Genomic DNA, 14,927 nt, shown 5'->3' with positions numbered 1-14,927 from the left:
AGACCCTGGTCTATGCGCCGAAGATCGTGGCGATCTTCGTGTCGCTGCTGGTCTTCCTGCCGCTGATGGGCGCGCTGATGAACGGCTTCATGCGCAACATCGCCGCTCGCATCTCGGCCATGTAGCGAACGGGCATCGGCCCGCTATGGAATCCTACGCCACCGCTCAGCAGGTCTACGCCGCCGGCCTCCTGTTCGCGCGGCTGGCCGCCATCGTCATGTTGATCCCCGGCATCGGCGAGGCCTTCATCCCGGCGCGCATCCGCATGGCCCTCGCCTTCGCCATGGCCCTGGCCCTGTTCCCGGTTCTGGCCCCGGCCGTGCCGCAGATCCCGCTGGCGGTCAGCGGCGTCGCCGGCGCGGTGATCAAGGAGGTGCTGGTCGGCCTGCTGATCGGCGGCATCCTGCGGCTGTTCATGTCGTCGCTGGCGGCGGCCGGGGAAATCGTCTCTATCCAGACGACCCTGGCCTTCTCCCAGACGGCCAACCCGGCCCAGGCCCAGCCGTCGACGACGCTGGGCACCTTCCTCGGCCTGATCGGCATCGTGCTGGTGATGTCGACCGGCCTGCACCACCTGTTCATCAGCGCCATCGTCCGCTCCTACGAGGTCTTCCCCTTCCACCGCGCGGTGATGGTGGACGACGCCGCCCAGCTCGCCGTGCAGACGGTGGGTAACTCCTTCGCGCTGGGGCTGCAGCTTGCGGCGCCGGTGGTGGTCTTCTCGCTGATCTTCAACATCGCCGTCGGCATGGTCGGCCGGGTGATGCCGCAGTTTCAGGTCTTCTTCGTCGCGACGCCGCTGATGGTGCTCCTCGGCCTGTCGATCTTCGCCCTCAGCCTGGGCGTGATCGGCACGGTCTGGACGGACCGCTATCGCGAACTCCTGGCCCAGTTCGGCTAAGCCGCCATGGCCGAGGAGAACGACGGCGCGTCGAAGACAGAAGAGCCGACACCGCGGAAATTAGAGCAGGCGCGCGCCAAGGGCGACGTCGCCAAGACCCCCGACCTGCCGCAGTTCATGTCGTTCCTGGCCGCGGCCGCCGTGCTGGCCATGGGCGGGGGCTGGATGGCCAAGAACCTGGCCGTCGCCATGCGGCCGTTCATCGCCAACCCTGACGGCATCCCGGTGACTGGCCAGTCGGGCGTCGCCGTCGCCTACCAGGCGGTGCAGGCGGCCGCGCCGCTGATCCTGACGGTGATCATCGCCGCCGCGGTCGCCGGGGCGGCCGGCAACCTCGTCCAGACCGGGCTGATGTTCACGCCCGACAAGATGAAGATGGACTTTCAGAAGCTGTCGCCGATGGCCGGCTTCAAGCGCCTGTTCGGGCTCGACGCCCTGATGCAGTTCGTCAAGTCCGTGCTGAAGGTGATCGCCGTCGGCTGGCTGACCTGGTGGATCCTCAAACCGCATATGGCCGAGGCGGCGAACCTGGCGGCCCTTGAGCCGGCGGCCATCCTGCCGCTGGTCTGCGACATCCTGCGGCGGCTGGTGTTCGCGGTGGCGGGTCTGTTGCTGCTCGTCTCCGGGGCGGACTGGTTCTGGCAGAAGCAGCGGTTCATGGCCCGCATGCGGATGAGCAAGGAAGAGCTCAAGGAAGACTACAAGCAGTCCGAGGGCGACCCGCACGTCAAGGCGCGCCAGAAACAGATCCGCATGACCCGTGCCCGGCAGCGGATGATGCAGGCCGTGCCAAACGCCACCGTCGTGGTCATGAACCCGACCCACTATGCCGTCGCGCTGCGCTACGAGCAGGGCGAGGACGAGGCGCCGATCTGCGTCGCCAAGGGCCTCGACAGCCTCGCCCTGAAGATCCGGGCCCTGGCCGAAGAGTCCGGCGTGCCGGTCATCGAAGACCCGCCGCTGGCCCGCGCCCTCTACGCCGCCGTGGAGATCGAGGAGACGATCCCGCCCGCCCACTACGAGGCGGTGGCCAAGATCATCGGCTTCATCCTGAACCGCGGAAAGAAGGCGGCGCCGCTCCGTCCGCGGATGAGCCCGCTTTGACCCCCCAACGTCCGACGCCCTGCGACAAGCCGGGCGCTGTGCGAGAATGCGTATGAGTGATTCGATGGCGTTCACCGCTCACCGCCTGGAGGCGCCGACGCGCGACATGGCCGGGACCCGTTCCAAGCGCCGCAGGGGCGACCTGCTGACCACCGCTGCGGTGGCGTTCTTCCTGCTCGCCGTCGCCTTTGCGGCGGCTCCGGCCCTGAACGCCGGACCCGCGACCCTGGCCGGGCTGATGCTGCTGATCGGCCTGGCGGGCGTTGCGTGCCTGGGCCTCTTTGGGCTGCGCGGCGCGGGGCAACCGGTCGCCGAGGCGCAGCCGGGTCCCGAAAAGCTGCTCGCCGCCCTGGCGGAGCCGGCCGCCCTCGTCGCCGCCGACGGGCGGATCCAGGCCGCCAACCCGGCGTGGAAGTCCCTGGTCGGAGCGGCGGTTCGCCTGCCCAAGGCCGGAGCGTCCGGCGCGGGCCTGTTCGCCGCTCTGACCGCCGCCCGCAAGGGCGAGATCGGCCGCGCGGCGATCCGCGCCGGCGGCGCCGATCACGAGGTGCTGGCTTCGGCGTTCGACGCCCGTCGATTCCTGATCCGCCTGCCTGGCCAGGGCCAGACCCTCGCCCTGCCGGCCGCGGCCATGGAGGTGATCCAGGCGGTAACCTCAGCCAAGAGCCCGCCGCCCAAGGTGCTGGACGCCTTCGCCGCCGCCTCGCCGTTCGGCGCCGCCCTGCTTGAGGGCGAGGAGCCGTTCGAGGCGACGATCCACGAAGCCAACCCCGCCCTGAAGGCCGTGGCCGGGGCGGGCGAGGTCGGTCAGCCGTTCGGCGAGTTGATTGAGCCGGCCAGCCGGGCCGACGCGGCGCAACGGCTGGCCGGCGGCCATGTCGGCGCCCTGGAGGTCCGGCTGGCCCAGGACCCGAGCCGCATCGCCCACCTCTATCTGTCGAAGAGCGACGGCCGCTGGGTCGCCTATCTGGTCGACGTCTCCGAGCAGAAGCAGATCGAACTGCAGCTGGCCCAGAGTCAGAAGATGCAGGCCATCGGCCAGCTGGCCGGCGGGGTAGCCCATGACTTCAACAACCTGCTGACCGCCATTTTCATGCAGCTCGACGTGCTGGCGGCCCGGCACCCTGTGGGCGATCCGTCCTACGAAGGCCTGAACGAGATCCGCCAGACCTCGGCCCGCGCCGCCGACCTGGTGCGCAAGCTGCTGGCCTTCTCGCGCAAGCAGACCGTGCAGCGCGAGGTGCTGGATCTCGGCGAGCTGATCAGCGAGTTCGAGGTGTTGCTGCGCCGGGTCCTCTACGAGGACGTCAAGCTGGTCACCGACTATGGCCGGAACCTGCCGGCCGTGAAGGCCGACCGCGGCCAGCTCGAGACGGCGGTCATGAACCTCGCCGTCAACGCCCGCGACGCCGTCCGCGCCCATGGCGGCGGCCAGGTCAAGATCCGCACCGCGCGCCTGACCCAGGAACAGGCGCAGGGCATGGGCTATCCCGGAGCGCAGGGCGACCAGGCGCTGATCGAGGTCTCGGACGACGGCCCCGGCATCGCGCCGGAGATCATGGAGAAGATCTTCGAGCCGTTCTTCACCACCAAGCCGGTGGGCGAGGGGACGGGCCTTGGCCTCGCCACCGTCTACGGGATCGTCAAGCAATCGGACGGCTGGATCAGCATCGACTCCAGGCCAGGCGAGGGCGCGGCCTTCCGGATCTTCCTGCCGGTGCACATTCCGGTCGCCGGCGCGCCGGCCGTCCCGCCGCCGCAACCGAAGCGGCCGGTCGCCCGCGACCTCTCCGGAGCCGGACGCATCCTCTTCGTCGAGGACGAGGACGCCGTGCGCGGCGTCGCCGCCAAGCTGCTGCGAGCCCGCGGCTACGAGGTGATCGAGGCGGCCAGCGGTGAGGAGGCCCTCGAGCTCGCCGAGGCCCACGCCGGGACGATCGACCTGATGATCTCGGACGTAGTGATGCCCGGCATGCAGGGGCCGGACCTGCTGAAGCAGGCCAGGGGTTATCTGGGCGCCGCGCCGGTGATGTTCATCTCAGGGTACGCCGAGAGCGAGTTCTCCGACCTGCTGGAAGGTGAGACCAACGTCTCCTTCCTGCCCAAGCCTATCGACATCAAGACCCTGGCCGAGCGGGTTAAGCAGGAACTGCAGAAGGCGGCGTGACGCCCGCAAGCCAACGCAGCGCGCCCTCGCCCGCCGCTCGCCCAGTCGCGAAGCTGGCCTGGAGGAGGTAGCCGCCGGTCGGGGCTTCCCAATCGAGCATCTCGCCGGCGACGAAGACGCCGGGGCGGGCGGTCAGCATCAGCCCCTCGTCCACCGCCGAGGCCCGCACGCCGCCGGCCGAGGATATGGCCCGGGTGATGGGCTGAACGCCGCCCAGGCGCAGTCGGACGTCCTTGATGCGCTTGACCAGCCCCTTGGCGTCGGTCGGCAGGCCCGGCCCGGCGGCCTCGCGCAGCAGGTTGACCTCCAGCGCCGACAGCCCGGCCTTGCGCAGGCGGTTGGAAAGGCTCTCGCCTTTGCGGCCGTGATCGAGGCGCGCGGTGAGGGCGGGGACGTCCTGGTCCGGACGCAGGTCGAGGCGTATCCGGGCCTCGCCCGTCGCGTCGATAGCGTCGCGCAGGGCGGCGGACACGGCGTAGACTGCACCGCCTTCCAGGCCGTGGCGGGTCACCACGATGTCGCCGCGGGCGACCGTCTCGCCAAAGTGCAGCGCGACGTTTTTCAGCGGCTGACCTTCGAAGCGGTCGCGGAAGACCTCACTCCAGGCGAGGTCGAAGCCGACGTTCGCGGGACGCAGAGGCGCGACATCATCCAGAAGGCTTGTCCAGGCTCCGTCCGAGCCCAACCGCGGCCAGCTCGCGCCGCCAAGGGCAAGCACGGTGGCGACGGGGCGGACCTGCACCGCGCCGTCGGGGGTCTCGAACCGCAGCGCGCCGTCGTCGGTCCAGCCGGTCCAGAGGTGCCGGGTGCGCACCTCGACGCCCAACCGAGCCAGCTCCGCCAGCCACGCGCGCAGCAGCGGGGAGGCCTTGAGCGTCTTCGGGAAGACGCGGCCGGACGAGCCGGTGAAGGTCGGCTGGCCGAGCGCCTCGGCCCAGGCGATCAGCTCGGCCGGCGTGAACGCCTCGACCAGCGGGCCGACCCAGCCCCGCGCCGCGCCGTAGCGGGTGAGAAAAGTCGGCAGCGGCTCGGAGTGCGTCAGGTTGAGGCCGCCGCGCCCGGCCATCAGGAACTTGCGCCCGACCGACGGCATGCGCTCATAGACCACGACCGTGCGCCCGGCCCGCGCCAGAGTCTCGGCCGCCATCAGGCCGGCGGGGCCCGCCCCGATCACAGCGACGTCGCCGTCTGCGACCTGGCTCATTGGTCGGCCATCACCACGAGGGCGGCGAGGCCGACGGACTGGCCGCGCCAGGTCTTGGCCGGGTCGAGTTCGATCCATTCGTCGGGCGCATGGGCGCGGCCGCCAGCGCCGCCGGAGGCGATGGTCACGGCCGGGATGCCGAGGCTGATCGGCAGGTTGGCGTCGGTGGAGCCGGAGGCGAGTTCCGGCGTGAAGCCCGCGGCGACGGCGGCGGCCTTCGCGGCGCGGACGATGGCGGCGTCTTCGGAAGTCACGCCGGCCGGGCGGTCGCCGATCTGGGTGACCTCGGCCCGCACCTCGCCGGCGCGGGTGGAGCGTGCGGCGTTCTCGGCGGCGACGGCGGTCTTGACGATCTCCAGGAAGCGGGCGTCGAGCCTGGCGAGTTCGGCGGCGCTCTCGGAGCGCATGTCGACCTCCAGCCAGATGGCTTCCGGGATGGCGTTCACCGAGGTGCCGCCCCCGACCATCGTCGTCGCATAGGTGGTGCGCGGGCTGCGCGGCGGGACGATCTTGTTCATTTCGACGACAGCAGCCGCCATGGCCGCCATCGGATTGACAAGGCCGAACGCGCCATAGCTGTGCCCGCCAGGTCCGCGGAACGTCACCCGGTAGCGTCGCGAGCCGACGGCGGTGTTGACGATGCGGGCGGCGTCGAGGCCATCCATCGCGAAGAAGGCGGTGATGCGATCCTTGTAGCGGCCGGCGAACAGAGCCCGCATGCCACGCAGGTCGCCCGGCCCCTCCTCGCCGACGTCGCCGACGAAGAGAATGTCGCGGCGGGTGCGAATGCCGGCGGCGTCGAGGGCGCGGACATAAGCCAGCAGCACCGCCAGGCTGTGGCTGTTGTCGCCGATGCCTGGTGCGTGCAGCCGGTCGCCGTCGCGCCGGACCTTTATCGGGCCCTCGGGGAAGACAGTGTCTAGGTGAGCGGCGATCGCCACCACCGGGCCGCCGGCCGGCCCCGTGCCACGGCGCAGGCCCATGACATTGCCTTCAGCGTCGATCTCGACATCGGAGAGGCCGTGGTCGCGCAGCATCTGCATGTAGGCCCTCGCCCGGGCGGCCTCCTTGAACGGTGGGGCCGGGATTTCGGTCAGGGCGATCGTGTCGGAGACCGTGCGCTCATGGTCGCGGGCGAGTTGCGCGGTTGCGGCCTGGAACGCGGCGCTGGCGGTCAGCCGGCGGACAGCGGCCTCCTGGGCCTGGACGGAACCGGCGACGGCGCTGAAGAAAAGGGTGGCGGCGGCGAGATGTATGAGCACGGCCGTATATGACGCGATCCCGCCCACCGGCGCCACCGCGGGCGCGCCGCGCATGACCGGAATTTAACCCGAGCGCGCCTTGCCGCCGGCCTGTGGACCGTCCTAAGCGTAGCGTCACACATGTAACATTTCGAAGGCTTTCGACCCGATGCTCAACCGCCGCGACCTGCTGCTCACCGCCGCCGCCGGAACGGCCCTGGCCGGCGTCGCGCACGCCCAGCCCGTCGACGCCGAGGCGCAGCTTTCGCGGTTCCTGGACAAGATCTTCAAGGAGGCGCTGGACGACTCGCCGGAGACCGTCACCAGCCTCGGCCTCGACAAGGGCGAACGGGCGGGCGCCAAGCGCATGCTGGACGATGCCTCCCTGGCCGACCTGGCCCGCGACAAGGCCCAGAACGCCGACCAGCTGCGCCGGCTCAAGGCAATCGACCGGGCGAAGCTCTCCGGCATGGCGGCGGTGAACTATGACACCCTGCTGGCGACGCTCGAGCTCACCGCCGAGGCCGATCGGCGCTTCAACTTCGGCTACCAGGGCGCCGGCCAGCCCTATGTGTTGTCGCAGCTCACCGGCGCCTATCAGGACAAGCCCGACTTCCTCGGCAGCCAGCACGTCATCGAGACGCGGGAGGATGCCGAAGCCTATCTCGCGCGCCTCGACGCCTTCGCGACAGTGATGGACCAGGAGCTGGAGCGCGCCCGCCACGACGTCGGCCTCGGGGTCGTCCCGCCGGACTTCGTGGTCGAGCGCACCCTGACCCAGATGAACGGCCTGATCGGGCCCGCCGAGCGCTCGCCGCTTGTCACCTCGGTCGCCCAACGGGCCAAGGAAAAGGCCATCGCCGGCGACTACGCCGGCCGGGCGGCGGCGATCTATCGGGACAAGGTGGTTCCCGCCCTGCAGCGGCAGATCGGCTTCTTCAAGGAGCTCCAGCCCCGGGCGGTCCACGACGCGGGCTGCTGGCGACTTCCCGACGGCGAGGCCTATTACGCGCTGGCGTTGCGCGCCTCCACGACCACCCGCCTGAGCCCGGACGAGATCCACCAGATGGGCCTTGACCAGGCGCGCCAGCTCTCGGAACGGGCCGACGTCCTGCTGCGCAAATCCGGCTATTCGCAAGGCCCGGTCGGCGCGCGCATCCAGGCGCTCTACAAGGACAAGCGCCATCACTATCCGAATACCGACGCCGGCAAGGAAAAGCTGATCGCCGACCTCAACGCCCGGGTCGCCGCGACCACGGCGCGACTGCCCCAGATGTTCGCGACGCTGCCCAAGGCCCCGGTCGAGGTGCGCCGGGTGCCGGCGTTTATCGAGGCGGGGGCGCCGGGCGGCTACTACAACGCGCCGTCGCTGGACGGCTCGCGGCCGGGGATCTTCTGGATCAACCTGCGCGACACGGCCGAATATCCGACCTGGAGCCTGCCGACCCTGTCGTTCCACGAGGCGACCCCTGGCCACCACATGCAACTCGCCCTGCAGCAGGAGGCCGACCTGCCGATGATCCGGCGGGCGATGTTCTTCTCGTCCTACGGCGAGGGCTGGGCGCTCTATGCCGAGCAGCTCGCCCAGGAGATGGGCGTCTATGCCGACGACCCGCTCGGCGAGGTCGGCTACCTCCAGGCGGCGCTGTTCCGGTCGGCGCGTTTGGTGGTCGACACCGGCCTGCACCACAAGCGCTGGACCCGCGAGAAGGCGATCGAGACCATGAGCTCCATCGACGGCAGCCCGACCACGGCCGCTACGACCGAGATCGAGCGCTACTGCGTCTGGCCGGGCCAGGCGTGCAGCTACATGGTCGGCAAGCTGACCTGGCTGCGGCTGCGGGAGAAGGCGCGAACGGCGCTGGGCGGGCGGTTCGATCTGCGACGGTTCCACGACGCCGGCCTGCTGGCCGGAGCCATGCCGCTGACCGTGCTGGAGGCTCGTATCGACCAGTACATCGCCGAGTTTCAGCGCTGACATAGCCTTGTTGTCTGGCGCCGCGTAGAATCCGCGCCGCCCCTTCGGCAAGGAGACGCCAGATGTCGGACCTCGTGCTTTACACTCACCCGCAGTCGCGTGGCCGCATCGCCCGCTGGATGCTGGAAGAGGTCGGCCAACCCTATGAGGTGAAGGTCATCGAATACGGGCCGCGGCCGGCCGAGTTCCTGGCGGTGAACCCGATGGGCAAGCTGCCGACGCTCAAGCACGGCGCGGCGGTGGTGACTGAAACGGCGGCGGTCTGCGCCTATCTGGCGGACGCCTTCCCTGACGCCGGCCTGGCGCCGGCGGCGGGCTCGCCGGAGCGCGCCGCCTATTATCGCTGGCTGTTCTTCGCGGCCGGGCCGCTGGAGCAGGCGGTGGTCGCCAGGTCGATGAGCTGGCAGGCGCCGCCCGAGCGCGAAGGCATGCTCGGGTTCGGCAACTACGAGCGCACCTTGGGCGCGGTGGAGGCGGCGGTCGACGGCCGCGCCTATGTCGCCGGCGACCGTTTCACCGCCGCCGACGTCTATCTCGGCGCCCACCTGGCCTGGGGCATGCAGTTCGGTACGATCGAAAAGCGGCCGGCCTTCGCCGCCTATGTCTCGCGACTGGCCAGCCGCCCGGCGGCGGTGCGCGCCAACCAGCTCGACGACGAGCTCGCCACGCAGATGGCGGCGCGCGGCTAGACCGGCGCGCTAGGCCGGCGCTGGCCGGCTCGCCTCCTCGGCCAGTCGACCGGTCAGCTCGCTCATGTGATCGAAGTCGGCTTCGAAGGCCCCGAGCCCCTGGGTCAGGCCGCGCAGCTCGGCGATCAGCTGCTGCCGCTCGCTCTGGGGCAGGTAGGCCTCGATCCGTTCCCAGCCGCGCCAGTCCTCGCGCGGGCCCAGGCCCAGGATCTGTCCGCGGCGCGCGGTCAGGGCCGAGGTGACGTTGGAGGCGCTCGGCGATGGCGAGTAGACGATCAGCTTCTCGATCGGCTCCAGCAGCACCGAACCGCAGGCCCGCAGCGCCTCCTCGATCGCCGTCCGCCCGGCGATGCGGAAGGCCATCTCTGAGGAGTCGACGCTGTGGGTCTGGCCGTCGGTCAGGGTGACTTCGAGGTCGGTGACCGGGAAGCCGAGCGGGCCCCGCTCCAGCCCGTCGCGCACGCCCTGCTCGACGGCCGGGATCCATTGCTTCGGCACGGCCCCGCCGACGATACGCTGGGCGAAAACGAAGCCCGAGCCGCGGGGCAGGGGCCGGACCTCGATCGTCACATCGGCGAACTGGCCGTGGCCGCCGGACTGCTTCTTGTGCCGGGCCCGGTGGCTGACGCCGCGCTGGATCGTTTCGCGGTAGGCGGTCTTCGGCTGGGCGGTGTCGATCTCGACGCCGAACCGCCGCTTCAGCCGCTCCAGCACCAGCCGCACATGGCCCTCGCCCTGGCCGGCCAGGAGCATCTGGCGGGCCTCGGCGTCATGGGTCAGGGTCAGGCCGGGATCCTCCTCGATCAGCTTGCCGAGGGCGCCGGACAGCCGCACGTCGTCCTTGCGGTTGCGGGCCGCGAGGGCCACCGCGAAGAGAGGCCGGCGCGGCCGCACCGCTTCTCGGGCCGCCTGCGGCCGACCCGTCAGCGACAAGATCTGGCCGGCCATCGCCTGTTCGACCTTGCCGATCGCCACGACCTCGCCCGGGGGCGCCGAGGAGATCTTGCGCAGCGCCCCGCCCAGCACGGTCGACAGGCCGCCGACCCGCGAGCGTTCGCCCCCGGGCAGGGTCACCTCGGCGCCGTCGTCCAGCCCGCCGCCGAACACGCGAGCGTAGGCCAGCTTGCCCGACTGCCCGGCATAGGCGGTCTTCAGGACGTAGGCGCCCCGCTCGACGCCGAGGCGTTCGGCGGCGCGCTGCGGCGGCGGGCATTCGTGGCGCAGCGCCTTGAGCAGTCGCTGGACGCCGAAGCCGTTCGACGCCGAGCCGAAGAATACCGGCACGATCAGCCCGGCGTTCATCTCCCGGACCAAGTCGGCGAACACCGCGTCGCGGCTCGGCGTCACGTCGCTGAGAAGCTGTTCCAGCAGCTCGTCGTCGAAGTCGGCGATCTGCTCCAGCATGTGGAAGCGGGCCTCGGCCTCGGCGTCGCGCAACTCGGCGGGAATCTCGGACTGCATGGGCTCGCCGGGCCGCCAGACGAAGGCGCGCTCCAGGGCGAGGTCGATGAAGCCCGCAACCTTGTCTCCTTCCCAGATCGGGATCTGGCGAGCGACCAGCGGCGCGGCGCTGGCGGGGGCGAGAGCGGCCAGCAGGTCGGGCAGGGCGCCCTTGGCCTGGTCCATCTTGTTGATGAAGAGGGCGTGCGGCACGCCCAGGCGTTCGAGCTCGCGCAAGGTCGGCTGCAACAGCTGCGCCTTGCCGGGATCGGGCTCGGCGACGACGATGGCCAGGTCGACGGCCGGCAGGGCAGCGTCGAGATCCGCGCAGAATTCCAGCGACCCGGGGCAGTCGATCACCGCATAGCGATCGCCCATGAACTCAAAGCCGGCGAGGTTCAGTTCGACCGAGTGGCCGCGGGCCCGCGCCTCGGGACTGGAATCGCCGACCATCTCCCCGCCGCCGCCGGATCTCGCGTGCGCCGCGCCGGTGGCGCGCAGCAGGGCTTCCATCAGGGTGGTCTTGCCGGCGCTGACGGGGCCGACGAGCGCGAGCGCCCGGACGGACCCCTCGGACTGGATTGGCATGGTCTGGTCCTCCCATCACCTCGGGCGCCGAGGGAGGGGGACGCCTCCGACGACGCGGTGGCGGGCGGGTTCGTTGCGACCAGGGCATAGGCTGGCCGGACGCCGCCCTTGGAAAAACCCTAGGCTTCAACCCGGCGCGGCCGAACGCACGTTCACTTGATCAGCTTGTCAGCTGATGGCGCGGGCTCGTGACGGTTCCCAATCCGGCTCGTCCATGGCGGCGCCGTAAAGCCAGCCCTGGGCGAAGTCGACTCCCGCCTCGCGGACGGCCGCCTCGGCCTCGCGGCTTTCGACCATCTCAGCCAGGGTGCGGACGTTCAGCTCCTGGCACATCGAGACGAGGTGTTTGACGAAGGTCGCCTCGCGGCCGCCGCGCTGCAGGTCGCGGATGTAGCGGCCGTCGATCTTCAGGACGTCGAGCCTGAGCTGCTGCAGATAAGCGAGCGAGGCGGCGCCCGCGCCGAAGTCGTCAAGGCAGATCTCGCAGCCGAGGGCGCGCAGGGCCTCCAGGTGACGAGCCGCCAGCTTCAGGTCGTCGAGGGCGGCGCTTTCCGTCAGCTCGAACATCAGCCGGCCGTTCGCCTTCGGATGGGCGGCGATCAGGTTGGAGGCCCGTTCGATGAAGCCGGCGCTGGCGATGGTGCGGCCGGAGACGTTGACCGCCACCTTCAGACCCGGTCGACGGCACAGGGCTTCGATGGCCCGCTCCAGGATGGCGAGGTCCAGGGCCTCGATCAGGTCCATCTCCTCGGCCATGCGGATCAGCGGGAAGGGGCTGCCCTCGTCGCCGAACCGGACCAGGGCCTCATAGTGGTGCAGGCCGCCGGTCCTGAGGGTGATGACGGGCTGGTAGACGAGGCGGAAATCCTTTTCGCGGATTGCGAGGCCCAGCGCGCCGACCTCGTCCAGGGTTTTCTCCATCGCCTCGGTGAGGGCGGTCGAGAGGTTGGTCGGCGCCGAGCCCGGCCCGTCTCGCAGGAAGCTGTCGAGGCAGTAGCGCAGGGCGCGCAGAGCCTGGCGGTCGCCGTCGGGCTTCAGCGCCACGGCCTCGGCGGTGGCGGCGACCGGCGTCGGCGTGACGGCGTTCACGAGGCGCGTGACCCGGGCGGCGAGGGCGCTGACCGCCTCGCCGCGGGCTCGCACCAGGGCGAAGCGTTCGTCGCCCAGCGCCGTTGCGGCGGCGCCGCCATAGGCTTCCGAGCGCAGGGCGCCGGCCAGCCGCCTCTCCAGCGCGGCGCGGCCGAAAGGCGAGGCGACGTCGCGCGCCGCCTTCAGGCCGGCGATGTCGAGCATCGCCAGTTCCAGCTCGGCCTCGCCGGAGGCGGCGGCCTTCAGCAGCGCCTGGGCCAGTTCCTCGAACTCGGCGCGACCGTGCAGGGCGCCCTTCGGCGGGGCTTTGTCGAGAGCGGCGCGGGTTAGGGCGCAGGAGATGGCCCCGCCGGCGCCCGGCAGGCGGAACGCCCGGATGGCGGCGGCGCGGGTCGCGCCGTCGCTGGTCGCGGCGAGGCGCAGGACGAGGGGGCCGACCCGCCGACCGTCCTCCAGGCCTTCCAGCATGGCCTCCAGCATCGGCAGGTCGGCGGGGTCGACAAGTTCGCCCCAGGTGCGGCCGGTCAGCTCGCCCTCGGCGGCGCCGGATACGATCTCGCTGGCGCCCACCGCGAACGTCACGCGGGCGTCGGCGCCTACCTCCAGCAGGAGGTCGGCGTTGGCGAAGGCGAAACCGAGCCAGCGATGGGGACCGAGGGACATCAGGCGCTCAGGGTCTGTTCGGTCGGCGTCCGGCGACGGTGCTGCAGCTTGCGCTTGCGCTCGGCCAGCACGGTGTAGAGCCGCTCGCGCTGATGCTCGGCCGCCGTCAGGGTGCGGTTGTGGTGGATTTCGAGGTCGGCTGCCGCCTCGCTCGCCACCCGGCCCATGCCCTGCGGGTCGACCCGCCAGAGCAGGTCGATGAGGTCGGACACCAGCAGTTCCAGGGTGGCCACCCGCGCGATCAGATCGCGCCTCGAGCCTGCATTGTCCTCACTCATACGCGCCTCGCCGGCCCAATTCCGGATCGACGCGCAGCCTATCGCGCCACCTCTTAAGGTTTTGGGCGCCGCAACCGGGGGGATGCTTAACCGTGGGTGAAAGGTGCGCCGCCGTCTCCGACGCCCCGGACCCGTGAGGCGGCGACCTGCTCCGCCTCTACCGCATCCTGTTGACGTGGAACCGACGGCCTGACGCCGGCTAGGGTGCGGCCGGGGCGGGTGCGGCTGGCGGGACCTCCGCCGCAGCGTCGACCGCCGACGTCGTGGCTGGGATTGCCGCAACCGGGGGCGCGGCCGCATCGGCGACCACCGGCGCGTCCTTCGCGGTCTTCTTCTTGCCGCCGAACACCTTCTTGAGCAGGCCGACGGTCCCGCGGCCGACGCGGTTGCCGACCATCCCGGCGGCCGCGCTCCCCAACGGGCCGCCGACCGCGCCGGCGGTGCTGCCGAGCACGCCGCCGACGGCGCCGCCCGCCGTCTCGACCATGTCCGGCTTCTTGGCCTTCTTTTCCGGCTCAGCACGGGAGGAGGGCGAAGGCGCTGGCGGCGCGATGGCCGGCGGGGCGGCGAATTGCTCGGGCGGCGGCGCAGCCGGCGTCACCGAGTTGTCGGACGGCTCGACCGTCGGGATGGAGGAAAGCGGGACCGCTTGGTCCTGGGCGGCGGCCGGCAGCGCCAGGGCTCCGGCCAGGGCTGCGATCAGCGATGTGCGCACGCGTCCTCCAGGTCGTCGTTTCGACGGTCCCGAAACGCCTCGCGCCGAGGCCGGTTCAGCTGTGCTTGAAAGCAACGGAGGGACGAAACGTCCCGTTCGGCCGGATCACGGCCGATCGTCTCCCCTGAACAATGGGGAGGAAAAGCGCATCCGTCCCCCCGCCGGAGCGGGGGGAGCGTCGCGTCAGGTCAGCCCGTGACCCGCAGGTTCGTCGCCGAGGTCTTGCCCGACCGGCGGTCCTGCTCGAGGTCATAAGCCACCGTCTGGCCCTCGTTCAGGCCGCGCAGGCCAGCCTGCTCGACCGCCGAGATGTGGACGAAGACGTCCTGACCGCCATCCGAAGGCTGGATGAAACCGAAGCCCTTGGTGGGGTTGAACCACTTCACCGTGCCGTCGCCCGAACCGGAGACCTGGCCCGGAGTGCGGCCGCCGCCGCCGCCGAAGCCGCCGCCGCGCGGAGCGCGGTCGAAGCCGCCGCCACGGGGAGCGCCGAAGCCGCCGCCGCCGCCGCCGCTGCGGGCCGGGGCCGCGCCCTGGCCGGTGACGACCAGTTGGCCGGCGGACAGCTTGCCCGACCGACGGTCCTGCTCGAGTTCGAAATCGACCAGATCGCCCTCATTCAGGCCGCGAAGGCCCGCCTGCTCGACCGCCGAGATGTGGACGAAGACGTCAGCGCCGCCGTCATCCGGTTGAATAAATCCAAAGCCCTTAGCGGTGTTGAACCACTTGACCGTGCCGCTCGCCATATCGCGTGACCTAACCCATAGAAGTCTTCCGCCGCCAAATCCGGCTGCGGCCGGCCGCCGAATTTGGGGGCCGTACAAGCTATGTAACGGCGGAAAACGCAGCCGACTAGCCGCCCCGTGACTC

Annotated in this window: 12 protein-coding genes and 2 pseudogenes; 6 read left to right on the top strand and 8 right to left on the bottom strand. The window is 70.9% G+C overall.

Going from position 1 to position 14,927, the window contains the following annotated elements:
• The 4 genes and pseudogenes from ACILRF_RS03730 to cckA all read left to right on the top strand — a co-directional run.
• A pseudogene (locus tag ACILRF_RS03730) lies at nucleotides 1–125 on the top strand (flagellar biosynthetic protein FliQ); the annotation flags it as partial.
• 20 nt (nucleotides 126–145) lie between these two features.
• Nucleotides 146–901 carry a flagellar biosynthetic protein FliR gene (gene fliR / locus ACILRF_RS03725; protein WP_395670924.1) on the top strand — a complete coding sequence of 252 codons (756 nt, stop codon included), beginning with the start codon at nucleotides 146–148 and terminating at the stop codon, nucleotides 899–901.
• Between the two features lie 6 nt (nucleotides 902–907).
• On the top strand, nucleotides 908–2,005 hold the full coding sequence (gene flhB, locus ACILRF_RS03720) for a flagellar biosynthesis protein FlhB (protein ID WP_395670923.1): 1,098 nt from the start codon (nucleotides 908–910) through the stop codon (nucleotides 2,003–2,005).
• Between the two features lie 64 nt (nucleotides 2,006–2,069).
• The gene (gene cckA / locus ACILRF_RS03715) at nucleotides 2,070–4,172 is read left to right on the top strand and encodes a cell cycle histidine kinase CckA (RefSeq protein ID WP_395670922.1); all 2,103 of its coding nucleotides are present in this window, start codon (nucleotides 2,070–2,072) and stop codon (nucleotides 4,170–4,172) included.
• On the opposite strand, the gene ACILRF_RS03710 is transcribed toward cckA, so the two are convergent.
• Nucleotides 4,144–5,376, bottom strand: a complete 1,233-nt coding sequence (locus ACILRF_RS03710) for an NAD(P)/FAD-dependent oxidoreductase (protein WP_395670921.1) — start codon at nucleotides 5,374–5,376, stop codon at nucleotides 4,144–4,146. The two genes, cckA and ACILRF_RS03710, sit on opposite strands and share 29 nt — an antisense overlap.
• On the bottom strand, nucleotides 5,373–6,692 hold the full coding sequence (locus tag ACILRF_RS03705; protein ID WP_395670920.1) for a M20/M25/M40 family metallo-hydrolase: 1,320 nt from the start codon (nucleotides 6,690–6,692) through the stop codon (nucleotides 5,373–5,375). Before ACILRF_RS03705 ends, ACILRF_RS03710 begins: the two co-directional genes overlap by 4 nt.
• A 94-nt stretch (nucleotides 6,693–6,786) precedes the next feature.
• On the opposite strand from ACILRF_RS03705, the gene ACILRF_RS03700 reads away from it, so the two are divergent.
• A complete protein-coding gene (locus tag ACILRF_RS03700) occupies nucleotides 6,787–8,595 on the top strand; it encodes a DUF885 domain-containing protein (protein ID WP_395670919.1) in 1,809 nt (602 codons plus the stop codon).
• A 62-nt stretch (nucleotides 8,596–8,657) separates the two neighbouring features.
• The gene (locus tag ACILRF_RS03695) at nucleotides 8,658–9,284 is read left to right on the top strand and encodes a glutathione S-transferase family protein (RefSeq protein WP_395670918.1); all 627 of its coding nucleotides are present in this window, start codon (nucleotides 8,658–8,660) and stop codon (nucleotides 9,282–9,284) included.
• A gap of 9 nt (nucleotides 9,285–9,293) precedes the next feature.
• Here the strand turns inward: ACILRF_RS03695 and ACILRF_RS03690 are convergent, their stop codons facing one another.
• The 6 genes and pseudogenes from ACILRF_RS03690 to ACILRF_RS03665 all read right to left on the bottom strand — a co-directional run.
• Nucleotides 9,294–11,312: an elongation factor G gene (locus ACILRF_RS03690; RefSeq protein WP_395670917.1), complete on the bottom strand. Its 2,019-nt coding sequence runs from the start codon at nucleotides 11,310–11,312 to the stop codon at nucleotides 9,294–9,296.
• A gap of 168 nt (nucleotides 11,313–11,480) precedes the next feature.
• Nucleotides 11,481–13,064: an EAL domain-containing protein gene (locus ACILRF_RS03685; RefSeq protein WP_395670916.1), complete on the bottom strand. Its 1,584-nt coding sequence runs from the start codon at nucleotides 13,062–13,064 to the stop codon at nucleotides 11,481–11,483.
• Nucleotides 13,064–13,342: a hypothetical protein gene (locus tag ACILRF_RS03680; RefSeq protein ID WP_395670915.1), complete on the bottom strand. Its 279-nt coding sequence runs from the start codon at nucleotides 13,340–13,342 to the stop codon at nucleotides 13,064–13,066. Before ACILRF_RS03680 ends, ACILRF_RS03685 begins: the two co-directional genes overlap by 1 nt.
• Nucleotides 13,343–13,541: 199 nt before the next feature.
• Nucleotides 13,542–14,057, bottom strand: a complete 516-nt coding sequence (locus tag ACILRF_RS03675; protein WP_395670914.1) for a hypothetical protein — start codon at nucleotides 14,055–14,057, stop codon at nucleotides 13,542–13,544.
• Between the two features lie 188 nt (nucleotides 14,058–14,245).
• Nucleotides 14,246–14,443: a cold-shock protein gene (locus tag ACILRF_RS03670; RefSeq protein ID WP_395670926.1), complete on the bottom strand. Its 198-nt coding sequence runs from the start codon at nucleotides 14,441–14,443 to the stop codon at nucleotides 14,246–14,248.
• A gap of 162 nt (nucleotides 14,444–14,605) precedes the next feature.
• Nucleotides 14,606–14,803 (bottom strand): annotated as a pseudogene (locus ACILRF_RS03665) (cold-shock protein); the annotation flags it as partial.
• Between the last annotated feature and the right edge of the window lie 124 nt (nucleotides 14,804–14,927).

This window comes from Phenylobacterium sp. (assembly GCF_044236515.1).
Lineage (GTDB): Bacteria > Pseudomonadota > Alphaproteobacteria > Caulobacterales > Caulobacteraceae > Phenylobacterium.
This window is presented reverse-complemented; position numbering and strand designations above follow the sequence as displayed.